Origin of the sequence: Aeromonas rivipollensis, from assembly GCF_010974825.1 — a bacterium.
Lineage (GTDB): Bacteria > Pseudomonadota > Gammaproteobacteria > Enterobacterales > Aeromonadaceae > Aeromonas > Aeromonas rivipollensis.
Genome location: NZ_JAAILA010000013.1, coordinates 1 through 21,256, shown reverse-complemented (window position 1 = coordinate 21,256; position 21,256 = coordinate 1). Strand labels below are relative to the sequence as shown.

Below are 21,256 nucleotides of genomic sequence, written 5' to 3'. Positions count from 1 at the left end.
AAGGAAGGCGCGCGTATTTGCCGCCAACCGGCTTGAGGGGAGGGCGCGGGCACACAGAGGCGGTCTGCCCACCGCCAGGAAGGAGGCCGGTGTGGCGCGCCGGGTTTGCCCATCTTCCCATGGGGTGGACAGGTGCCGGCTTGTCAGCCTCTTCACTGGGGAGGAATGGCGCAGGGCCAAGGGCGTGCGGCTAGCAAGGAGGCGAGCTAAGCGGCGATCAGAGAAGAGGAACCAGAAGGGGGGAAATCCCCCCTTAGCGGGGCCATCATCGCGGCTCAATTATCCAGGGTGAGGACCACCTTGGCTTCCTTGTCCGTCTCCTTGACCTGGCTGTCGAGCACAAACAGGCGATCCGGCGTGATGCCCTGGGTATCCACCAGATACTCCTTGGTGTTCTGGGCCCGGCGCATGGCGAGGTTGCGCAGGGACTTGGCGGTGATCAGCTGCTGGTCCCGCAACAGGATCACCGCCTGGGCGCGCAGAGCCGGGCTCTGCGCCGGGAGCGTCAGGCGATCGGCCAGGGTACCGAGGTTTTCGCTGAACTTGGCCTCATAAGCCTCGGCCAGGGCACTCTGCAGGGCGGGGTCCTGCTCCAGCAGGGCGAGATCCACCGGGCTGCCGGTGATCTTGGCCAGCACCCGCTCCAGCTTCTGGCGCTGCAATATGGGGCGCTCCTGGTTGAAGTTGACCTTGCCGCGGATGTTCATGCTGAGCCTGGGTCTGTCTTTCAGTGCCTGGGCCAGGGTGGTCAGCTTGCTCTGCTGGGTCGGGGTGAGGGCGGGATCGCCTGGCAGGAAGGGGAGCTCATCGAGGTCCTTGGTGCCGCCGGTCAGGGAGGCCAGCAGGGAGAAGGGGGAGGTGATGGCCTTGCCGAGGGTGTTGCCGAGCACGTCCCAGAAGATGTTGCCCAGGCTGAAATCCGGCTGATCCAGGTTGCCCTTCACCTTGAGGTTCATCTTGATGACGCCGCTGGCATCGCTCAGCAGGGCGATGGCAAGGCCCAGAGGCAGATCCTTGGCCTGCTCGCTCTTCACCTTCTCGCCGAGCTGCAGCTTCTTGATGGTGATGTCGTTGTCCCCCTCCAGCCGGTTGCCCTGCAGCTTGTAGTTGAGCTTCATGGAGAGCTGCCCCTTGTCGATGGCGTAGCCGGCATAGGTGCTGGAGTAGGGGGTGAAGGTGGTGAGCTCCAGGTTGTTGAAGGCCACGGCGACATCGAGCACCGGATCGGCGATCAGCAGGTTGGCACCCCCCTTGATGGTGACGGGGGCATATCTGTCCACCTTGCCGTTGAAGTCGAGCTCGGAGCGCTGCCCCGGGACATTGGTGATGTGGCGGCTCTGGCCCGCGAGGGAGGCGATGTCCACCACGAATTCCGGGCTCAGGCTGCGATCGGCAAATCGCAGGTTGCCCTGGGTGGTGCGGACCTGGTCGATGAGGATGTGCGGTGCGGGCGCGCTCTGCTTGCTGGCCGGTTGCGGCAGCAGCAACTGCTGGACGTTGGTGACCCCAGTTTCGCTTATCTCGATGCGGGCGAAGGGTTTGCTCAGCAGTATGTCGGCTATCTTCAGCTGCTGGCTGATGCCGTCATAGTGGAGGCCGCTCAGTTGCAGCTTGTCTATCTGCAGCAGCCGCTGGTTGTCGGCCCGATCCAGCACGTCGAGCCCCTCGATGTCGAGCCCGCCGCTGATGTCCAGCTTGCTGAGGGCCCCCTTGTCATCGGTGGCCAGGGCCAGTTTGGTGCGGCTGGCAAGCTGGCCGTCCCGCACGCTGATGCGCAGCAGATCCTGCAGATAGGGCTGGGCCAGGGTGAGCGGCAAGCCCTGTTGCTTGAGGGTGCCGTTCAGGGCTAAGGGGCTAAGATCCAGGGTGCCATCAAAGGCCACCGTCGCCTGGGGATGCAGGGTGCCCTTCAGGGTGAGGGGGCTGCTCTGGCCGGGTTGGCTGCCGAGGGGCCCCAGAGTGAGCTCCAACCCCGAGAGATCCCGCAGCAGGGGCTTGCCGCTGCTGGACTCGGTCAGCTTGAGCGCCCCCTGGCTGATGCGGGCCTGCTTGAGCTGCCAGCGCCAGGGCTTGCTCGCTTTCGGCTGTTTGACCGCCGCTTTGGTGCTGGGCGGCGAGATCAGCAGCGCGGCCAGGTCCAGTTGCTGCTTCTCATCGAGCACGGCGGTGACGGCGGGGGCCTTGAGGGTGAGGGCCCCGGCCTCGAGGGACTGCTTGCTGCCATCGACCCGGATCCCGGTCAGGGCCAGCTGGTTGAAGCGGGCGAATTCGCTTCCCTTGTTTCTCTTGAGCTGCCAGTTGGCCAGGGTCAGCTTGCCCTTGGAGATCTGCCATGCCAGCCCCTGCTTGCCTGACGTGAGCCGGTACGCCAGCTCGGCGCTGGCCTCTCCCTTGGCCAGTGTGGCCTTGACATAGGGGGCCCAAAGCGGGGCCAAGGGGGCGAGGGCCAGCTTGCCGAGGCTGAGCTGCCCCTTGCCGGCCCCCGTCATGATGTTGAACTCACCGTCGGCCTTGAGGGGGCTCTTCTCATTGAGGGTCGCACTCAGCTGGTAGCGGTTGAGGGCCGTCGGTGCGCTGGAAAAATCGGGTAGTTGCAGGGCGATCTTGCCGAGCGTCAGGGGCGGTACCCAGCCCGGGCTGCGCTGCTTGCGGCTATCCCGGTAGTGGAATTGGCCCTGGACCAGGGCCAGCTTGCCGATGCTTACCACCACGGGCTCGGTGGCGGTCGGTGGCGTCTGCTCTTGCACTGGCGAGAGCAAAGGGGCGAGCGCCTCGGTCAGGTTGCAACGAACCTCTCCCTTGTTGTCCTCCAGGCGCATCAGATCCACCCTGGGGGCGGTCAGGGTCAGCTCCTCCAGCACCAGGGCCCTCTGGCGCCAGCTCTCCTTTAGTCTGGGTATGAGCCGCAACCCGTCGAACGACACCAGGGGATGTTGCTGCTCATCGAGCAGGGCGCTGGGCCCCAGGGTGAGGGAGGGGGAGCGCAGCCCGACTTCTATCTTCCCCAGGGTGAGCTGCAGACCATAATGGGTGGCGAGCCAGCCCGGCAGGTGGCGCTGGATGAGGTTGGGGGCCTGCCAGAGCAAGATGGAGACGCAGATGAGCAGACCGGCGCAGAGATAGAGGGCGTAACGCAACAGGCGAGCGGGCAGAGGCTTGAGCATGATGGTCTCCATTTGATGCGCACATGGTAGCAATTAATCGCCGTTCGATCATGGTATGGCTCTCGGGCTGCGCCTTGCTCTGTCCGGGTTAGCCGAATTATTGAGCAAGGCTCGGCCTCCTGCGCCAGAGTGGGGCCCTGCCTTTTTGTTCGGGATGGGAGGGATATTGAGCCGTCGGCAGCCTTTCACGCCCGCTCTGATGGGCTGTGCGCAGGCCAGCGGGGCTTAGGGAGCCGGGCAGGCGGGCCTTGTCAGGGCCAGGGCGCCTGCCTGCACCCTGGCCCCATCTGTGCTGGGGGCAAAGGTTCCCCGTAGCGGGTCAATCCGCGTCTGTCTTCAAGCCGCTCAGGGAGTGAATGCAGCGCTGCTCGGCGGCATCCAGCTCGGCCATCACCATCTGGATATCTTCGAGCTGCTGGCGCAGGGAGTGGCGCCGCGCCTCTATGAGCTGGATCATGGAGTGCAGCTGCATCCGGCTCGAGCGGTCGGTGTCATACATGTCGAACAGCTCGCGGATCTCCGCCAGGCTGAAGCCGAGCCGCTTGCCACGCAGGGTCAATTTCAGGCGGATCCTGTCCTTGTGGCTGTAGATGCGGGTCTGCCCCTCCCGGGCCGGGGTGATCAGCCCCTCGTCCTCGTAGTAGCGGATGGTGCGCGGGGTGATGTCGAACTCCTGAGCCAGCTCGGAGATGCTGTAGGTTCGCTCCTTGCCGCAGAAGCTGCCGGCTCTCATGGCCTGATCCTGCATGGGGTTACCTCCTGACATGACGACATGCTGCCGCTCTTCCTGGCGGGGGCGCTTTCAGGGGTCATGGCACTCTCCTTGTGCTATCTCATCGAGTCCTGGCTGCTGCTCTCTGGCCCTGGCATGGAGCGCCTGCCCGACCCGGGAGCCGTTGGGGCGGCCGAGCTGCTCGCTCACCCACTGGCCGGTGGCGGCCAGCTTGTCGAGGTTCACTCCTGTGCTCATGCCAAGGCCGTGCAGCAGGTAAACCACCTCTTCCGAGGCGACGTTGCCGGAGGCGCCGGGGGCATAGGGGCAGCCACCGAGCCCCGCCACAGAGCAGTCTATGGTGCGGATGCCGCGCTCGAGCGCCGGCAGCAGGTTGGCGAGCCCCTGGCCATAGGTATCGTGAAAGTGCACCGCGAGCCGGCCGGCCGGGACTTCGTGCAGCACAGCATCCAGCATGGGCGCCACAGTGCCAGGGGTGCCGACTCCTATGGTGTCACCAAGGGAGATCTCGTGACAGCCGAGATCCAGCAGCCGCTCGGCCAGGGCTGCGACCCGTTTCGGGCGGGTCGGGCCGTCATAGGGGCAGGCGATGACGGTGGAAAGGTATCCCCGCACCTTGATGCCGAGGCGGCGCGCCTCCGCCACCAGCGGGGCGAAGCTCACCAGGGATTCCTCCACGCTGATGCCGATATTGGCGCGGGTGAAGCCGTCTGAGCAGGCGGTGAAGAGGCCAATCTCGTCGACCCTGGCCTGGATCGCGGCCTGCAGACCTTGCAAATTGGGCACCAGGGCGCCGTAACGGGTCGCTCCCTTGCGGGGCAGGGCCTCAAAAAGTTCGGCGGAGTCTGCCATCTGCGGCACTCGCTTCGGGGAGACGAAGGCCCCCACCTCGATCCGTTGCAGGCCGCTCTCGGCGAGGCGGTTGATAAGCAGAAGCCGCTGCGCCAGCGACAACAGGCGGGGTTCGTTCTGCAGCCCATCCCGCGGTCCCACCTCCACCAGACTGACCCTGTCGACGGGCGTGCCATGCTCCTTGCTCATGCTGCACCTCCCTGAGCCTTCTCTGCGCTCGGGTCGGCAAAGTGCACCAGGACTGCACCCTGACTCACCTGCTCCCCCTGGCGGCAGCAGAGGGCGGTGATCACCCCCTCCTTGTCTGCTTTCAAGACATGTTCCATCTTCATCGCCTCCAGCACCAGCAGGGGTTGCCCCTTGCTGACGGATTGCCCGACCTCGACCAGCAGCGCCACCACAATGCCGTGCATGGGGGCCAGGGCGCCCTGGGCTGTTTCGTGATCATGGTGTTGCCTATGTCGTTGATCATCGGCGGCGAAGGGAATGCGCCTGCCATCCAGTTGCAGCACTAAGGCGGCCTCTGCCGCCGGGGTGACGGGGCAGCGCACCCAGCGGCCCGCCCGCTGCAGGCGGATATGATCAGTGCCCAGCTCATAGGGGTAGGCTTCCCCCTGCCAGGTGAGCCGACCGGCGCGCTCGGCCAGGGTCAGCACCCGGGCCTCCTCGCCGATCCGAACTGCTGCTGTCCAGCTTTTGCTTTGACCCAGCCGAAAACCGGGGGCTTGCTGCCAGGGGGAGGGACCGGTGCGACTGGCGAGCCAGAGGGTGGCCAGCGGCCAGGCAAGGTCCGGGGTACCCAAGGGCTCGGTGGGAATGGGCCACTGGGTGTGGTGTGCCATGGCCAGCACATCCGGCTCCTCACACAGGCGCAGCAGCAGCGGGCCGTTGTGCACCAGGGGGCCGAGACTCAGGGCCGCCAGGGCATCGGCCAGCCTGGCAAAGGCCTCGGCGCGGCTCTGGCCGTGGGCGACCAGCTTGGCGATCATGGGATCGTAATAGGGGCTCACCTCATCGCCCGCGGCGACCCCGGTGTCGATGCGTACCCCCTGTGGCCAGCGCAGCCAATGGATGGGGCCGCTGGCGGGCAAGAAGCCTGCGCCTACGTCCTCGGCGTAGAGGCGCGCCTCCACGGCATGGCCGCGCAGCACCACTTCCTCCTGGGTGAGCGGCAGGGGCTTGCCCTCGGCGACTGCCAGCTGCCAGGCCACCAGATCCTGGCCGGTGACGGCCTCGGTGACAGGGTGCTCCACCTGCAGCCGGGTGTTCATCTCCATGAAGAAGAACGCCTCCCCGCACAGCAGAAATTCGATGGTACCGGCCCCCACATAGTCGATGGCCCGGGCGGCGGCCACGGCGGCCTCACCCATGGCCTGGCGAAGCGCCGGGGCTATGTTGGGGGCGGGGGCTTCTTCTATCACCTTCTGGTGGCGGCGCTGCAAGGAGCAGTCCCTGTCCCCCAGGTAGATGGCGTTGCCGAGGGTATCGGCGAAGACCTGCACCTCCACGTGACGGGCGCGGGCGAGATAGCGCTCGAGCAGCACACTGTCATCCCCGAAGGCGGCCAGGGCTTCCCGTTTAACCGCCGCCAGGGCTGCGTCAAACTCGTCTATCTGCTCGACCCGGCGCATCCCCTTGCCGCCGCCGCCGCTGGCGGCCTTGATAAGGAGGGGGAAGCCGACCTGGTGCGCCTGATAACGCAACAGGGCCGGCGTCTGATCCGCGCCGTGATAGCCGGGCAGCACGGGAACGCCGGCCGCCTGCATCAACGCCTTGGCGCCGGATTTGTCCCCCATGGCGAGGATGGCGGCGCCGCTCGGGCCGATAAAGCGCAGCCCCTGTTGTGCACAGGCGCTGGCAAAGTCGCTGTTCTCCGACAGAAAACCGTAGCCGGGGTGCACGGCATCGGCCCCGGCCTCGCGGGCAATCTTCAGCACCTTGGCGGCATCGAGGTAGCTCTCCCGCGCGGGGGCAGGCCCCAGGTGCCAGGCCTCGTCCGCTTCCCGCACATGCATGGCGCGGGCGTCGGCGTCCGAGTAGAGGGCTATGGTGTGAATGCCGAGGCGGCGGGCGGTCTGGATGATGCGCACGGCTATCTCGCCTCTATTGGCGATCAGCAGGCGCTTGATGGGAGCCTGATCTGTCATGTCTGCTCCTCGTTATTCATAAAGGCACACTCGTTCATGAAGAGATCGTGGGGGGCAAGGCGTTGATTCGTCCCCCGGTTATCCTCCCCGCGGTTGGCGACAAGAGGGCGCTTGATGGGTTGGTATGGAGTCATGTCTCATCCTTGAAACGGGGGCGCCAGTTGGGGGGGCGCTTGTCGAAGAAGGCCTGCATCCCCTCCTGGGCTTCGAGTCCGACCCGCACCCGGGCTATGGTCTCGACGGTTATCTCTTCGTGTTGATGGCCAGGCTGGTGTTCGATGGCGGCCAGCAGTCGCTTGGTCTCCTTCATCGCCTGGGGGCCGTTGCGGCACAGACGCATGCCTAAAGCCCGTCCCTCCGAGAGCAGCTTCTCCGGCGCACAGAGCCGGTGCGCCACGTTGAGGCGGCAGGCGGTGATGGCATCGAAGGGCTCGGCGCTCAGCATGTAGCGGCGGGCCTGGCGCATCCCCATGGCGCGCACCACATAGGGGCTGATCACCGCAGGCACCAGCCCCAGGCTCACTTCTGAGAGGCAGAAGCGGGCGTCGTCGCTGGCCAGCACTATGTCACAGGCACAGAGCAGGCCGAGCGCTCCGCCATAGGCTGCCCCCTGCACCAGGGCCACGGTGGGGAAGGGCAGCTCGTCCAGGGCTTGCATCAGCCTGGCCAGCACCCGGGCATCCTCCCGGTTTTTTTCAAACGAGCTGGGATCGAAGTCGCCATTGAGCTGGTTGCGCATCCAGTTGAGATCGGCACCGGCGCAAAAGTGCCTGCCCTCTGCCCGCAGCAGCAGGACATGGGGGCGTTCGGCCAGTGGCTGGCCGTGGCTATGGGCCAGATCATCCAGGCAATCGAGCAGCTCCTGCATCAGATCGGCATCGAGGGCGTTGTGGCGGGCGGGGCGCGCCAGCACCAGCTCAACCAGCGGACCGTGGCGCTCAAGCCGACAGCCAGCCAGGGGGTCATTGCACAGTGGATCGGACATGTCGAACTCCTTACATCCTGAAGATGCCGTATTGCTCGGGCCCGGGCTTGGCCCCTTGGCAGGCGGCCAGCGCCAGGGCCAGCACGGTGCGGCTCTGGGCGGGATCGATGACGCCGTCATCCCACAGCCTTGCGCTGGCGTAGTAGGGGTGCCCCTGGCGTTCATATTGCGCGATGACGGGGGCGCGGATGGCGTCCGCCTCCTGCTCCCCCAGGGTCTTGCCGTCGGCCGCCAGCTTGTCCCGGCGCACCTGCACCAGCACGTTGGCAGCTTGCTCGCCCCCCATGACGGAGATGCGACTGTTGGGCCAGCTGAACAGAAAATCGGGCTCATAGGCGCGGCCGCACATGCCATAGTTGCCGGCGCCAAAGCTGCCCCCGACGAGCAGGGTTATTTTGGGCACCCTGCTGCAGGCGACGGCGGTGACCAGCTTGGCGCCGTGCTTGGCGATCCCCTCCCGCTCGGCTTGGCTTCCCACCATAAAGCCGGTGATATTTTGCAAAAACAGCAGGGGAATGGCGCGCCTGTTGCAGAGCTGGATAAAGTGGGCGCCTTTCTGGGCGCTGTCGCTGTGGAGCACGCCGTTGTTGGCGAGTATCCCCACGGGCATGCCCTGGATGCGGGAGAACCCGGTGACGAGCGTGGTGCCGAACAGGGCCTTGAATTCGTCGAACACGGAGCCATCCACCAGGCGGGCGATGAGCTCACGGGCGTCATAGGGGCGCTTGAGGCTGGTACCCACCAGGCCGTAGAGCTCCTCTATGGGGTAGAGGGGCTCATCGTAGCTTGGGTGGCATGAAGGCAAACCCGAGGCTGGCATGCTGTTTTCCCCCAGATTGCTCACCAGGGTGCGGGCTATGGCCAGGGCATGAGCATCGTCTTCGGCCAGGTGGTCGGCCACCCCGGAGTGGGCGCAGTGCACCAGGGCGCCCCCCAGGGCCTCGGCGCTGATCTCCTCGCCGGTGGCGGCTTTGACCAGGGGCGGGCCCGCCAGGAAGATGGTGGCCTGTTCCCTGACCATGATGGACTCATCCGCCATGGCGGGCACATAGGCGCCCCCTGCGGTGCAGAGCCCCATCACCACGGCGAGCTGGGGGATATTCTGGGCCGACATGCGGGCCTGGTTGTAGAAGATGCGGCCAAAATGCTCCCGGTCGGGGAACACCTCGTCCTGCATGGGGAGGAAGGCGCCGCCGGAATCCACCAGATAGAGGCAGGGGAGGCGCAGCCGCTCGGCGATGGCCTGGGCCCGCAGGTGCTTTTTCACCGTGAGCGGGTAGTAGGTGCCCCCCTTGACGGTGGCGTCGTTCACCACCAGCAGGCAGAGCCGGCCCGCAATCTGGCCGAGCCCGGTGATGATGCCGGCGGCGGGCACGGGTTCCTCATAGACCTGCCAGGCGGCCAGGGCCGAGAGCTCGAGGAAGGGGGAGCCCGGGTCCAGCAATTGATTTATGCGCTCGCGGGGCAGCAGCTTGCCACGGCCCTGATGGCGGGCGTTGTTGGCGGCCCCGCCGCCCTGGGCTATCTCGGCGAGGCGGGCGTTGAGATCGGCAACCAGGGCCTGCATGGCCTCCCGATTGGCGGCAAAGTCGGCGCTCGTTGTATCCAGGCGGGAGTGGATCTGGCTCATGCGTTCTCTCCCATCTGGTTGTTGTTGCCGATGGCAGGTGACAAAGGGAGAAGCATCATGCGTTATCTCCCAACAGCTCGCGGCCGATGAGCCAGCGGCGGATCTCCGAGGTGCCGGCCCCTATCTCGTAGAGCTTGGCGTCCCGCAGCAGGCGGCCTGTGGGGTATTCGTTGATATAGCCGTTGCCGCCGAGCAGCTGGATGGCATCCAGCGCCATCTGGGTGGCATTCTCGGCGGCAAAGAGGATGGCGGCGGCGCAATCCTTGCGGCTGGTATGGCCCTGATCGCAGGCCGCAGCCACCGAATAGACCAGGGCGCGGCTGCTGGCGAGCCGGGTATACATGTCCGCCAGCTTGCCCTGCACCAGCTGGAAATCGCCGATGGCCTGGCCGAACTGCTTGCGTTCGCGCACATAGGGGAGCACCACGTCCATGCAGGCCTGCATGATGCCAAGGGGGCCGGCGGCCAGCACCACCCGCTCGTAGTCGAGGCCGCTCATCAGTACCCTGGCGCCACCGTGCAGGGTGCCTAGCAGGTTCTCTGCCGGCACGAGGCAGTTGTCGAACACCAGCTCGCAGGTGCTGGAGCCGCGCATGCCGAGCTTGTCGAGCTTCTGGGCCGTGGTGAAACCCGGGGTGCCCGCCTCGACGATAAAGGCGGAGATCCCCTTGGCCCCGGCATTGGCATCCGTCTTGGCATAGATGACGAAGGTGTCCGCATCCGGGCCGTTGGTGATCCACATCTTGTTGCCGTTCAGCACATAGTGATCATTCTCGCGCATCGCGGTGAGCCGCATGCTGACCACGTCGGAGCCGGCCCCCGGCTCGCTCATGGCGAGCGCCCCCACGTGCTTGCCACTGACCAGGTCGGGCAGGTAGCGGGCCTTCTGATCAGGGGTGCCGTGGCGGTGGATCTGGTTGATGCAGAGGTTGGAGTGGGCGCCGTAGGAGAGGCCGACCGAGGCGCTGGCACGGCTCACCTGCTCCATCACCAGCACATGGGCGAGATAACCCAGATCCACCCCCTCATACTCTTCCGCCACCGTAATGCCGTGCAGCCCGAGCTCACCCATCAAGGGCCAGAGGTCGCGCGGGAAGGCGTTGCTCTGGTCAATCTCGGCGGCGCGCGGGGCTATCATTTTCTGGCAGAAGGCCTCGACCTGCTCGGTCAGGGCGCGGAGGGTTTCATCCATCAGGGCATGCATCCTTGCTCTCCTTGGTCTCTGGTGCTCACCAATCTCACGCCTCCGAAACGGAGGGAAACTGGTCAGTCCATTCGTGATTTAAGTTTACGTTAGCGTAAACGTAAATGAGTTGTTAGTCTAAGGTAAATTCGTTGAGTGCCGACTGCAAGGGGCATAGCCCCGAGCGGGCAAACGCAAGGAGTGAGCAAGATGATCAGCGAGTGCATCCGGTCTGCCGGCCTGCCTGAAGGACTCTGGCACAGTGCCAGCCCCCGGGCAGCCAAGGAGAGTGCGGCATGAGCCAACACCACACCCAGTACGGGGATCTGCCGCTTTATATTGGTGGCGAGGCGTACCCTTCCGCGAGCGAAGCCTGGATCGAGGTGACCAACCCGGCGGATCAGAGTCTGCTGGCGCGGGTGCCGAGAGCCACCCCGGCCGAGGTGGAGCTTGCGGTGCGCCGCGCTCACGACGCCTACCTGCTGTGGCGGGAGGTGCCGGCCCCCGAGCGGGCCCGGGTCATGTTCAACTACCAGCATCTGCTCAAAGCCCATCACGACGAGCTGGCGACCCTGCTGGCCCAGGAGACGGGCAAGAATCTGGCGGACGCCAGGGGAGATGTGTGGCGCGGCATCGAGGTGGTGGAGCAGGCCTGCGGCGTCGCCAGCCAGACCCTGGGGGAGACCATGGGCAACGTGGCGCGCCGGGTGGATGGCCACTCCTGGGTGCAGCCGCTGGGGGTCTGCGTTGGCATCACGCCGTTCAACTTCCCGGCCATGATACCGCTCTGGATGTTCCCTCTGGCGGTGGCCTGCGGCAACGGCTTCGTGCTCAAACCCTCGGAGCAGGATCCCCTGACCCCCATGCGGCTGGCCGAGCTGTTCACCGAGGCGGGGGCGCCAGCGGGCATCCTCAGCGTGGTGCACGGCGGCGCCGAGCAGGTGGATGCGCTGCTCGCCCATCCCGACGTCAAGGCGGTGAGCTTCGTGGGTTCGGCCCGGGTCGGGGCTCACGTCTATCGCACCGCCACCGACAACCTCAAGCGCGCCCAGTGTTTCGTCGGCGCCAAGAACCACATGGTGATAATGCCGGACGCCAACAAGGCGCAGGTGCTGAGCAACCTGGTGGGGGCAGGGGTGGGCGCCGCCGGTCAGCGCTGCATGGCCATCAGCGTGGCGGTCTTCGTGGGCAGTGCCCGCGACTGGATCCCGGATCTCGCCGCCGAGTTTGCCAAGGTGAAACCCGGGGTCTGGCACGATCCAGAGGCAGCTTATGGTCCCCTTATCAGCCCTGAAGCCAAGGTACGAGTCGAGGGGCTGATTGAAGCAGGCATGGCCGAGGGGGCCCAGTGTCTGCTGGACGGGCGTTTTTGCGACGTGCCCGGTTACCCGGTGGGCAACTGGGTGGGGCCGACCCTGTTTCGCGGCGTGACCCCCGAGATGCGCATCTATAAAGAGGAGATCTTCGGCCCCGTGCTCGCCTGCCTGGAGGTGGAGAGCCTGGACGAGGCGCTCGCCCTCATCAACGACAACCCCTATGGCAACGGCACCTCCATCTTTACCAACTGCGGCGCCGCGGCCCGCAAGTTCCGCCACGAGGTGGCGGTGGGTCAGGTGGGGATCAACGTGCCCATTCCGGTGCCGCTGCCCTTCTTCTCCTTCACCGGCTGGCGCGGATCCTTCTACGGGGATCTGCACGCCTATGGCAAGCAGGCGGTGCGTTTCTACACAGAGACCAAGACGGTGACCGAGCGCTGGTTCGACGAGGACATACCGACCGGCCCCAACATGACCATCCACCTGCGGTGAGCAATGGCCGATGGATGACGGCACTCCCGCCGACACCCACCATGGCTATCCCCCTGCGCCGAACGGTGGATCTGCGACAAGCAATCGAGATAACGAGGAAGCGAACAAGATGGATTTTACCCTGACCGAATCCCAACGGGCCTGTGTCGACTCGGCCGGTGCCTTCGCCGATCTGGCGCTCAAGCCCCACGCCGCGCGCTGGGACAGGGAGCACGAATTCCCCATCCCCACCATCAAGCAGGCGGCGGCGCTGGGCCTGTGTGGCCTCTACACCCCGGAGCAATATGACGGGCTGGGCCTGAGCCGACTCGACGCCAGCCTCATCTTCGAGCGCCTCGCCATGGGCTGCACCTCCACCACGGCTTACCTGACCATACACAACATGGTGAGCTGGATGCTGGGCAATTGGCTGCCAGCCGAGGTGGCGGCAGAGTGGGTGCCGAGGCTGGCCAGCGGCGAGCTGCTGGGCTCTTACTGCCTCACCGAGGCGGGGGCGGGATCGGACGCCGCTGCCCTCAAGACCCGTGCGGTGCGGGACGGCGATGACTACCTTATCGACGGCAGCAAGGTCTTCATCTCGGGGGCGGGCAGCACAGAGGTGCTGGTGGTGATGGCCCGCACCGGGGGCGAGGGGGCCAAGGGGATATCTGCCTTTATGGTGCCCGCCGAGACGCCGGGTGTGAGCTATGGCAAGGCGGAGGAGAAGATGGGCTGGAACAGCCAGCCGACCCGGGAGGTGAATTTCAGCGCCGTGCGCATTCCCGCCCGCTACCGGCTGGGGGAGGAGGGGGAAGGGTTCAGGTTTGCCATGCAGGCGCTGGATGGGGGGCGCATCAACATCGCCAGCTGCTCGCTGGGCACAGCCCAGCAGGCGCTGGACGACGCCCTGGCCCATGTGCAGCAGCGCCAGCAATTTGGACACCCGATCAGCGAATTCCAGAGCGTGCAGTTCCGCCTCGCCGACATGGCCACCGAGCTGGCCGCCGCCCGTCTGCTGGTGCGCCAGGCCGCCGCCAAGCTCGACAGCGGCAGTCCGGACAAGAGTGCCTGGTGCGCCATGGCCAAGCGTTTCGCCACAGATGTGGGTTATCGCGTTTGCGATGAGGCCCTGCAACTCTTTGGTGGCTATGGTTATATCCGCGAGTATCCGCTCGAGCGCTACCTGCGCGACACCCGGGTGCACCGTATTCTGGAAGGCACGAACGAAGTGATGCGGCTCATCATCGCCCGCCGTCTGCTGGGGGATCCCGGCCTGTCGCTGGAGTAGGGGGGCAGCGCGTCCTCCGCCTCTTGTTGCTGGGGGGCGACGGACAGGCGCCGCGCCGTCGTCAGGCTTTGTGAGCCAGCCGAATTTCGGCTCCATTCAACCCTGTCATCATGGCGGCAGGTTTAATGACAAGGACAGTGCAATGACAAGGATCAGGCTCGAATATCACGGTCACGTGGCCTACATCACGCTCGACCACCCGCCTGCCAACACCTGGACTCTGGCCAGCCTGCAGGCTTTCTTGCAGATGATGGTGGAGCTCGACAGCCGCCCCGATGTGGTGGCCCTGGTGATCCGCGGGGCGGGGGACAAGTTCTTCTGCGCCGGCGCCGATCTCAAGATGTTTGCCGACGGCAACCCGGAGCACGCCCGCGAGGTGGCAGAGGCCTTCGGTCGCGCCTTCGAGGCGCTGGCCCGCTTCCACGGGGTGAGCATAGCCGCCATCAATGGCTTTGCCATGGGGGGCGGATTGGAGGTGGCGCTGGCCTGTGACATTCGCATCGCCGAGCAGCAGGCGCTGCTGGGGTTGCCTGAGGCCTCGGTGGGCTTGCTGCCCTGCGCCGGCGGCACCCAGCGGCTCACCGAGCTGGTGGGGCCGGGCTGGGCCAAGCGGATGATCCTCTGTGGCGAGAAGGTGAGCGCCACCCTGGCCTACGAGATGGGGCTGGTGGAGGAGGTGGTGACCGAAGGGCACGCCTGGACGGCGGCGCAGCAGATGGCCCAGCGGGTGGAGCGCCAGAGCCCCAGCGCCCTGCGCGCCTGCAAGCAGCTCATCAACCAGGGGCGCAGCGGCCACAGGGATGCGGCCCTGCCCCTGGAGCGCAGCCTGTTCCTCGCCCTGTTTGACGATGCCAACCAGCGCGAGGGGGTGGCGGCCTTCCTCGAGAAGCGTGCCCCGCGCTGGCGTTATGACAAGAGCGCGGGAGAGTCCCATGACTGAACCCGTGCGCCTGGCAACCCATCCCACGGCGGACGGGCACCTCATCGGCATCCTGACCCTGGACAGCCCCGCCTCCCTCAACGCCCTGAGCCTGCCGATGATCCAGCGCCTGCAAGGGGCGCTCACCGCGTGGGAGCAGGATCCTGCCGTGGTCTGCGTGCTGTTGCAGGGGGCCGGGGAGAAGGCATTCTGCGCCGGTGGCGACATCCGCTCCTTCTATTACCGCCAGCAGGAGGAGAGCGAGCAGGCGCTCTTTGCCTATGCCCGCGACTTTTTTGAACAGGAATACCGGCTGGATCACCATATCCACAGCTACAGCAAGCCGCTCGTCTGCGTGGCGGACGGCATCTGCATGGGGGGCGGTATCGGCCTCTTTGCCGGCGCCGACTTTAGGGTGGTGACCGAGAAGAGCCTGTTCGCCATGCCGGAGGTGACCATAGGCCTCTACCCGGACGTGGGGGCCAGCTGGTTCTTGAGCCGCATGCCCGGGCGACTCGGGCTTTGGCTTGGCCTGACCGGTGCCCGCTTCAACGGGGCGGACGCCCTGGGGTTGGGGCTTGCGGATCACGCCATGGCGAGCCGTGAGCGGGCGGAGCTGCCGGCGCGGCTCGCCGCCCTCGACTGGGCCGACCAGGGAGATCCACGCGAGCAGATAGATAGGCTGCTGGGCGGGCTGCACGCCGAGGCTGGCGAGCAGTTGCCGGCCCCCGTGATCCTGCCTCATCAGGCCAGGATCCATGCCCTGCTGGCCGGACGCACCCTGCAAGGGGTGCTGGACAGGTTGGACAGGGCCGAACTGGACGAGCCCGACCTGGCCCGGGCCCGCGACACCTGCCGCACCGGCAGCCCCATCAGCCGCGCCATCCTGTGGCGCCAGTACTGGACGGCGCGCCGCCAGTCCCTGGCCGAGGTGTTTGCCGACGAGCTGGCGCTCTCGGTCAACTGCGTGCTCAAGGGGGATTTCGTGGAAGGGGTGCGGGCCCTGCTCATCGACAAGGACAAGTCCCCCCGCTGGCAGCCGCCCCGGCCCGGCACCGAGTGGCTCGACGATTTCTATCGCTGGCCCGAGGGGACCAACCCCCTGGCCTAGCGCTGCCAAGGGCGCGCCGGCCGAGGTGCCGGATAATGAACTGAGCAAGGAGCAAAGAATGACAAGGATTGGATTTATCGGGCTCGGCAACATGGGAGGACCCATGGCCGCGAACCTCGCCAGGGCGGGCCATGCAGTGCAGGTCTTTGATCTGGTGCCCGAGAGCCTGGATCGGGCCATCAAGGCCGGTTGCATCGTCGCCGGGGATGCCCGGGAGGCAGTCACCGGCTGCGATCTGGCCATCAGCATGCTGCCTGCCGGGGATCATGTGCGCGCGCTCTGGCTCGGCGAGAGTGCAGGAGAGAGGGGCGGTCAGGATCTGCTGGGGGCCTTGCCGACGGGGGCCCTGGTGATCGACTGCTCCACCATAGACGTGGCCTCGGCCCGCGCTGTGGGGACGGCGGCGAAGGCGCGGGGCATCCGCTTCCTCGATGCTCCCGTCTCCGGCGGGGTGGCTGGTGCCGCGGCGGGCACCCTCACCTTTATCGTCGGTGGCGAGAGCGCCGATTTCGAGGCGGCCAAGCCGGTGCTCGCCTGCATGGGGCAGAACCTGTTCCATGCCGGGGCGCTCGGGGCGGGGCAGATCGCCAAGATGTGCAACAACATGCTGCTCGCTATCCACATGGCGGGCACCGCAGAGGCCCTGGCGCTCGGGGTCAAGGAGGGGCTGGATCCGGGCGTGCTCTCCACCATCATGGGCAAGAGCTCGGGCAACAACTGGAGCCTGGAGCGCTACAACCCCTGGCCCGGGGTGATGGAGAATGTCCCCGCATCCCGCAACTATGAGGGGGGCTTCATGACCCGGCTGATGGTCAAAGATTTGGGGCTCGCCATGGCGCTGGCCGAGCACGCCCACAGCGCCGTGCCCATGGGGGCGCTGGCCCGCAACCTCTTTAACCTGCACGCAAGCCAGGGTCAGGAGTGCAAGGATTTCTCCAGTATCCTAGCGTTGTATCTCGGTAAGGCTCAGGGTGAGAAGTGAGAACGCTGGCCTCTCATCACTCTCTTCAACTTGCACGCTGCAAAGGGGCAGGGCGCACGGGATTTTTCCAGCATTCTCGAACTCTATCTGGATAAACCCCAGGACGAGCCCGGCGCTATGTGATGCGGGAGCCTGCCATTCATTCTTTCCCGTCATCCGGGTCCAGGCAACAAGGAGCATTTATGGATATCACAGATAAAGTCATCGCCATCACGGGAGCGGGACGGGGGCTTGGCCGCGCCATCGCCCTGCGTCTGGCCAGTCAGGGGGCCATATTGGCCCTGGTCGACGTCAACCGCGCCGATCTGGAGGTGACCGAGGCCGAGGTGCGCAGCCGGGATGGTCGCTGCGCCCTGTTCGTCTGCAACGTGGCGGATGAGCCCGAGGTGGAGGCGACCTTTGCCGCCATGGAGGAGCAGCTCGGCGCCCTGCATGGGCTGGTCAACTGCGCCGGCATATTGCGGGACGGCATGCTCATCAAGGTCAAAGAGGGGGCGCTGGTGGAGAAGATGAGCCTGGCCCAGTGGCAGGCCGTCATCGACGTCAACCTCACCGGCACCTTCCTCTGCGGCCGCGAGGGGGCGGCGCTGATGGCGAAAGGGGGGCGGGGGGGCGTCATCATCAACATCTCCTCCATCGCCCGTGCGGGCAATATAGGCCAGAGCAACTATGCCGCCAGCAAGGCGGGGGTCGCCTCCCTGGTGGTGACCTGGGGGCGGGAGCTGGCCCGCCACGGCATCCGGGTGATGGGCATAGCCCCCGGTGTCTTTGCCACCGACATGACGGCGGCCATGAAGCCGGAGGCGATGGCCCGGATGCAGCAGGCCATTCCGGTCGGCGCCCTGGGGCAGGGGGAGCAACTGGCCCAGACGGTGCAATTCATCCTCGCCAACGACTACCTGTCCGGGCGTATCATCGATCTCGACGGCGGTCTGCGACTCTAACCCCGGCGGCGATCCGCCCATGCCCCTTGCCACTGGCACAGGGGCATTTTTATGGCCGTTTAAACCCAAAGACCTGCCTGACGCCCAGGGAGACTCGCTGCATGGGCATGCAGGGCTTCTTCGAAAAACAGGGCTGACATCATGGAAAAACGTGAAAGATCAACGGGTCTTTCTGAATTTGAACCAGCTCACAGGCCGGGTGAGTGAGTGCTGTAGAATTGCGCGCGGTCAAGGCGGTGCATGATTGGCACTGCGAAGGATTGCGGTCGGAATAGTCATGCAATATAGTTGCCGCCTTTTTCACGGGGTACGGATTTATCGCCCCTCCCATGTCGCGCGCTGTATGAATACGGATGCTCAGCCGCCGCTTAATAAAACAGGTTTGAGATGGACAAGAAACTAGGGCTCGGCGCCCTCATTTCGCTGGTGATCGGCTCCATGGTCGGTGCCGGGGTCTTCAGTCTGCCACAAAACATCGCAGCGCACGCCAGCGCCGGGGCCGTCGCCCTGGGGTGGGCCATCACCGGGATCGGCATGATCTGCCTCGCCCTGGTCTACCAGAACCTCTCCATGCGTCGCCCGGATCTCGATGGGGGCATCTTCAGTTACGCCAAGGCCGGTTTCGGTGATTTCGTCGGTTTCAACGCCGCCTGGGGCTACTGGCTCTGCCAGCTGCTGGCCAACGTCTCCTACGCCATAGTGGTGTTCAGCGCCCTGAGCTACTTCTTCGACACGCCGGACAACGTCATCTTCGGCGACGGCAACACCCCGGTCGCCATCACCCTCGCCTCACTCCTCATCTGGTCGGTGCACGCCCTGGTGCTGCGCGGCATCCAGGTGGCGGCCCTGGTGAACATAGTCACCACCATCGCCAAGATGGTGCCCCTCATCGTCTTCTGCGTCGCCGTCCTGCTCGCCTTCAACATGGAGACCTTCACCCTGGACATCTGGGGGCAGGGCAACACCGAGCTGGGTTCCGTGATGGATCAGGTCAAGTCCACCATGAAGGTGACGCTCTGGGTCTTCATCGGCATAGAGGGGGCCGTGGTGGTCTCCGCCCGTGCCCGTCATCGCAAGGACGTGGGCCGTGCCACCGTACTTGCGCTGCTCGGCGCCCTGGCGCTCTACGTCATGGTGACCCTGTTCTCCCTCGGTGTCATGAACCAGCCGCAGCTGGCGGCCCTGAAGAATCCCTCCACCGCCATGATACTGGAAGCCGTGGTCGGCCCCTGGGGCGCCTGGCTCATCAACATCGGCCTGGTGATCTCCGTGATGGGGGCCCTGCTGAGCTGGACCGTGCTGGCGGCGGAAGTACCCTACATCGCGGGCAAGACAGGGGTCTTCCCGGCCTGGTTTGCCAAGGAGAACAAGAACGGCTCGCCTCAGGTGTCGCTCTGGTGCTCCACCTGCCTGGTGCAAGCCTTCCTCATCATCATCTACTTCCAGAGCAGCACCTATCTGGCGCTGGTCAACATCGCCACCTCGGCGGCCCTGGTGCCTTACGTCTTCTCCGGCGCCTATGGCCTCAAGCTGGCGCTGCAGGGCACCACCTACGAGCACCAGCCCCATCAGCGCAAGCGTGATCTGCTGCTGGCCCTGGTGGCCACCGTCTACGGCTGCTGGCTGGTCTATGCCGCCGGGGTGGAGTACCTGCTGCTGGTGGCGCTGCTCTACAGCCCCGGCATCTTCATCTACTGGAAGGCGCGCCAGCACCACGGCCTGCGCAGCCTCAACCGGCTGGAGCGCGGGATGACGGCGGCCCTGCTCGGTTGCGCCGTGCTGGCCTTCTACAAGGTGATGGACGGTACCATTCCCCTGCATTAATCGGCACAATAAAGAGATGGCATGACGCCATCTCTTTTTTTATGGGAAATGGCGGTCAACTAGACCGCCATTTAGCTATATAAGGAATTTTTATGCTGTTTGTGGGTTATCTGGTGTTGGGGGCCTTCGCGGGCATGCTGGCGGGACTGTTCGGGATCGGTGGCGGGCTCATCATAGTGCCTGTGCTGGTACTCAGCTTTCATGCCCAGGGGGTGGCCCCGGAGATCATTACCCACCTCGCGCTTGGTACCTCCCTGCCAACCATGATCTTCACCGGCTTCAGTTCCCTGCGGGCACATCAGGAGGCGGGGGCCGTCGACTGGGTGATGATCCGACGCCTGGGGGCGGGCATGTTCATCGGCGCCTGGCTCGGCGGCCTGACCGCCAGCCAGCTCAGCGCCAGCACCCTCAACATCATCATCGGCTGCTTCGCCTGGACCATGGCCCTGCAGATGGGGCTGAACCTCAAGCCCAAGGCGGAGCGCCAGATGCCAGGGCCGGTCGGCACCGGCATTGCGGGCACCGTCATCGGCTGGCTCTCGGCGCTGTTTGGCATAGGGGGGGGCTCCATGACGGTGCCTTACCTCAGCTGGAACTCGGTGCCCATGCGCAACGCCGTGGCGGCCTCTGCCGCCTGCAGCATGCCCATCGCCCTGGCGGGCAGCCTGAGCTACCTCTATGCCGGCTGGGGTCACGCCGATCTGCCCGAGTGGAGTGTCGGCTACATCTATCTGCCGGCCCTGCTTGGCATAGTGCTCACCAGCACCCAGTTTGCCCGTGTCGGCGCCAAGCTGGCCCATCGCCTCTCTCCCAAGCGGCTCAAGCAGGCGTTCGCCCTGCTGATGCTGGTGGTGGGGGCCAAATTCATGCTGTTTAGCTGATCCATTCGGCAGATTGTTGAAAAATAAGGCGAACGGTTCGTCTCCTGGCAGAAAGCCATTGCATTGGCAGGCCAGTTTGCCTATTCTCCTCGCCGGTGGTCCCATTGGTCCTCTCGCATTGATAACTCGTCAACCTGGTCAGGACCGGAAGGTAGCAGCCAAGGCGGGGGACTCGAGTGCCGGGATGTGGCTGGTGGGGCCACCACCTGTTTCTGAAAATCAATAAGTTACAGCTAATAGCCCCCTTCAGACCTCTTGGTAATCCACTTTGTGTGGATGGATCAGGAGTCTTCATAGTGAATCTCTGGCTCTCTCCGCAAGGTATCTGGTACTACCACAAGGTGACAGTGCTCCCCTGTGGTCGCCGCAAAGACATCAAGAAATCTCTCCGTACTCGGGACAAGCTGGTCGCACGAAGCAAGGTGGCCCAGTTGCTTGCCTGCGCGCGCTCTCGGGTAAAGCCTGTGGCTGCCCAGCCAGAACTTCAATCAAGCTCCTCGCCGGAGCCTCAGCAGCAGCTATCGCAACAGACACCCTCAGCGGCCAACCCTGTCCCTAAGGCAGTCTCTGCGACTCCTTCTGCCATTTCATCCCCTGCACTCTCAGAACTCAGTGAGCGTTATCTGAAAGAGAAGGCGCTCTCGTGGGCCCCCAAAGAACTCAGCAATCAGAAGAACTACATCGGCTACTTCATCAAGTCGCTAGGGGATAGTGTCGTCTTCAACTAAATCCGGAAACTGGGTTAGGCCGATCCTCGCCTTTTGCTGGCACGCTCCCATCATTGTGTTGATGTGGACGCCGCCATTTGTAGTAAACAATCAGGTAA

The 21,256-nt window shown here is 65.2% G+C and carries 17 protein-coding genes and 1 other RNA gene; 10 read left to right on the top strand and 8 right to left on the bottom strand.

All coding sequences use genetic code 11. The annotated features are described in order from the left end of the window. Positions 1 to 275: 275 nt before the first annotated feature. The 8 genes from G4923_RS09790 to G4923_RS09755 form a co-directional block, all read right to left on the bottom strand. Positions 276 to 3,176, bottom strand: a complete 2,901-nt coding sequence (locus tag G4923_RS09790; RefSeq protein WP_205597155.1) for a DUF748 domain-containing protein — start codon at positions 3,174 to 3,176, stop codon at positions 276 to 278. 307 nt (positions 3,177 to 3,483) lie between these two features. Continuing rightward, a complete protein-coding gene (locus G4923_RS09785) occupies positions 3,484 to 3,897 on the bottom strand; it encodes a MerR family transcriptional regulator (RefSeq protein WP_111912089.1) in 414 nt (137 codons plus the stop codon). Positions 3,898 to 3,966: 69 nt separating this feature from the next. Continuing rightward, a complete protein-coding gene (locus G4923_RS09780) occupies positions 3,967 to 4,938 on the bottom strand; it encodes a hydroxymethylglutaryl-CoA lyase (RefSeq protein ID WP_163136867.1) in 972 nt (323 codons plus the stop codon). Then, a complete protein-coding gene (locus G4923_RS09775) occupies positions 4,935 to 6,896 on the bottom strand; it encodes an acetyl/propionyl/methylcrotonyl-CoA carboxylase subunit alpha (protein WP_163136865.1) in 1,962 nt (653 codons plus the stop codon). The genes G4923_RS09780 and G4923_RS09775 overlap by 4 nt, the downstream gene beginning before the upstream one ends. Next, complete coding sequence (locus tag G4923_RS09770) at positions 6,893 to 7,030, bottom strand: hypothetical protein (RefSeq protein WP_163136863.1); 138 nt, start codon at positions 7,028 to 7,030, stop codon at positions 6,893 to 6,895. Before G4923_RS09770 ends, G4923_RS09775 begins: the two co-directional genes overlap by 4 nt. Next, positions 7,027 to 7,881, bottom strand: a complete 855-nt coding sequence (locus G4923_RS09765; RefSeq protein WP_163136861.1) for an enoyl-CoA hydratase-related protein — start codon at positions 7,879 to 7,881, stop codon at positions 7,027 to 7,029. Before G4923_RS09765 ends, G4923_RS09770 begins: the two co-directional genes overlap by 4 nt. 10 nt (positions 7,882 to 7,891) lie before the next feature. Then, positions 7,892 to 9,511: a carboxyl transferase domain-containing protein gene (locus G4923_RS09760; protein WP_163136859.1), complete on the bottom strand. Its 1,620-nt coding sequence runs from the start codon at positions 9,509 to 9,511 to the stop codon at positions 7,892 to 7,894. 55 nt (positions 9,512 to 9,566) lie between these two features. Next, a complete protein-coding gene (locus G4923_RS09755) occupies positions 9,567 to 10,715 on the bottom strand; it encodes an isovaleryl-CoA dehydrogenase (protein WP_163136858.1) in 1,149 nt (382 codons plus the stop codon). A 275-nt stretch (positions 10,716 to 10,990) separates the two neighbouring features. On the opposite strand from G4923_RS09755, the gene G4923_RS09750 reads away from it, so the two are divergent. The 10 genes from G4923_RS09750 (at position 10,991) to G4923_RS09705 (ending at position 21,158) form a co-directional block, all read left to right on the top strand. Beyond that, positions 10,991 to 12,502: a CoA-acylating methylmalonate-semialdehyde dehydrogenase gene (locus G4923_RS09750; protein WP_163136856.1), complete on the top strand. Its 1,512-nt coding sequence runs from the start codon at positions 10,991 to 10,993 to the stop codon at positions 12,500 to 12,502. Between the two features lie 109 nt (positions 12,503 to 12,611). Continuing rightward, positions 12,612 to 13,769 carry an acyl-CoA dehydrogenase family protein gene (locus G4923_RS09745; RefSeq protein ID WP_139745683.1) on the top strand — a complete coding sequence of 386 codons (1,158 nt, stop codon included), beginning with the start codon at positions 12,612 to 12,614 and terminating at the stop codon, positions 13,767 to 13,769. A gap of 142 nt (positions 13,770 to 13,911) precedes the next feature. Further along, complete coding sequence (locus tag G4923_RS09740; protein ID WP_111912052.1) at positions 13,912 to 14,709, top strand: enoyl-CoA hydratase; 798 nt, start codon at positions 13,912 to 13,914, stop codon at positions 14,707 to 14,709. Next, positions 14,702 to 15,799 (top strand): enoyl-CoA hydratase/isomerase family protein, encoded by a 1,098-nt coding sequence (locus G4923_RS09735; RefSeq protein ID WP_163136854.1) that lies wholly within the window; start codon positions 14,702 to 14,704, stop codon positions 15,797 to 15,799. Before G4923_RS09740 ends, G4923_RS09735 begins: the two co-directional genes overlap by 8 nt. 58 nt (positions 15,800 to 15,857) lie before the next feature. Next, positions 15,858 to 16,781, top strand: coding sequence for a 3-hydroxyisobutyrate dehydrogenase (gene mmsB / locus G4923_RS09730; RefSeq protein WP_163136852.1), 924 nt, complete (start codon positions 15,858 to 15,860; stop codon positions 16,779 to 16,781). 182 nt (positions 16,782 to 16,963) lie between these two features. Then, positions 16,964 to 17,725: an SDR family oxidoreductase gene (locus G4923_RS09725; protein ID WP_163136850.1), complete on the top strand. Its 762-nt coding sequence runs from the start codon at positions 16,964 to 16,966 to the stop codon at positions 17,723 to 17,725. 387 nt (positions 17,726 to 18,112) lie between these two features. Beyond that, positions 18,113 to 19,549, top strand: a complete 1,437-nt coding sequence (gene arcD / locus G4923_RS09720) for an arginine-ornithine antiporter (protein ID WP_042650365.1) — start codon at positions 18,113 to 18,115, stop codon at positions 19,547 to 19,549. Positions 19,550 to 19,641: 92 nt separating this feature from the next. After that, on the top strand, positions 19,642 to 20,430 hold the full coding sequence (locus G4923_RS09715) for a sulfite exporter TauE/SafE family protein (RefSeq protein ID WP_111912060.1): 789 nt from the start codon (positions 19,642 to 19,644) through the stop codon (positions 20,428 to 20,430). A 102-nt stretch (positions 20,431 to 20,532) separates the two neighbouring features. Beyond that, an RNA gene (gene ffs, locus G4923_RS09710) (signal recognition particle sRNA small type) lies at positions 20,533 to 20,629 on the top strand. A 97-nt stretch (positions 20,630 to 20,726) separates the two neighbouring features. Further along, complete coding sequence (locus tag G4923_RS09705; RefSeq protein ID WP_240455283.1) at positions 20,727 to 21,158, top strand: superantigen-like protein SSL4; 432 nt, start codon at positions 20,727 to 20,729, stop codon at positions 21,156 to 21,158. The last annotated feature ends 98 nt before the right edge of the window (positions 21,159 to 21,256 follow it).

Bases quoted from the DNA above. Each gene is read 5' to 3' on its own strand.
- G4923_RS09770 (WP_163136863.1), bottom strand. From the start codon at position 7,030: ATGACTCCATACCAACCCATCAAGCGCCCTCTTGTCGCCAACCGCGGG.
- mmsB (WP_163136852.1), top strand. From the start codon at position 15,858: ATGACAAGGATTGGATTTATCGGGCTCGGCAACATGGGAGGACCCATG.
- G4923_RS09790 (WP_205597155.1), bottom strand. From the start codon at position 3,176: ATGGAGACCATCATGCTCAAGCCTCTGCCCGCTCGCCTGTTGCGTTAC.
- G4923_RS09745 (WP_139745683.1), top strand. From the start codon at position 12,612: ATGGATTTTACCCTGACCGAATCCCAACGGGCCTGTGTCGACTCGGCC.
- G4923_RS09760 (WP_163136859.1), bottom strand. From the start codon at position 9,511: ATGAGCCAGATCCACTCCCGCCTGGATACAACGAGCGCCGACTTTGCC.
- G4923_RS09740 (WP_111912052.1), top strand. From the start codon at position 13,912: ATGACAAGGATCAGGCTCGAATATCACGGTCACGTGGCCTACATCACG.
- G4923_RS09715 (WP_111912060.1), top strand. From the start codon at position 19,642: ATGCTGTTTGTGGGTTATCTGGTGTTGGGGGCCTTCGCGGGCATGCTG.
- G4923_RS09735 (WP_163136854.1), top strand. From the start codon at position 14,702: ATGACTGAACCCGTGCGCCTGGCAACCCATCCCACGGCGGACGGGCAC.
- G4923_RS09780 (WP_163136867.1), bottom strand. From the start codon at position 4,938: ATGAGCAAGGAGCATGGCACGCCCGTCGACAGGGTCAGTCTGGTGGAG.
- G4923_RS09775 (WP_163136865.1), bottom strand. From the start codon at position 6,896: ATGACAGATCAGGCTCCCATCAAGCGCCTGCTGATCGCCAATAGAGGC.
- G4923_RS09750 (WP_163136856.1), top strand. From the start codon at position 10,991: ATGAGCCAACACCACACCCAGTACGGGGATCTGCCGCTTTATATTGGT.
- arcD (WP_042650365.1), top strand. From the start codon at position 18,113: ATGGACAAGAAACTAGGGCTCGGCGCCCTCATTTCGCTGGTGATCGGC.
- G4923_RS09765 (WP_163136861.1), bottom strand. From the start codon at position 7,881: ATGTCCGATCCACTGTGCAATGACCCCCTGGCTGGCTGTCGGCTTGAG.
- G4923_RS09755 (WP_163136858.1), bottom strand. From the start codon at position 10,715: ATGCATGCCCTGATGGATGAAACCCTCCGCGCCCTGACCGAGCAGGTC.
- G4923_RS09725 (WP_163136850.1), top strand. From the start codon at position 16,964: ATGGATATCACAGATAAAGTCATCGCCATCACGGGAGCGGGACGGGGG.
- G4923_RS09785 (WP_111912089.1), bottom strand. From the start codon at position 3,897: ATGAGAGCCGGCAGCTTCTGCGGCAAGGAGCGAACCTACAGCATCTCC.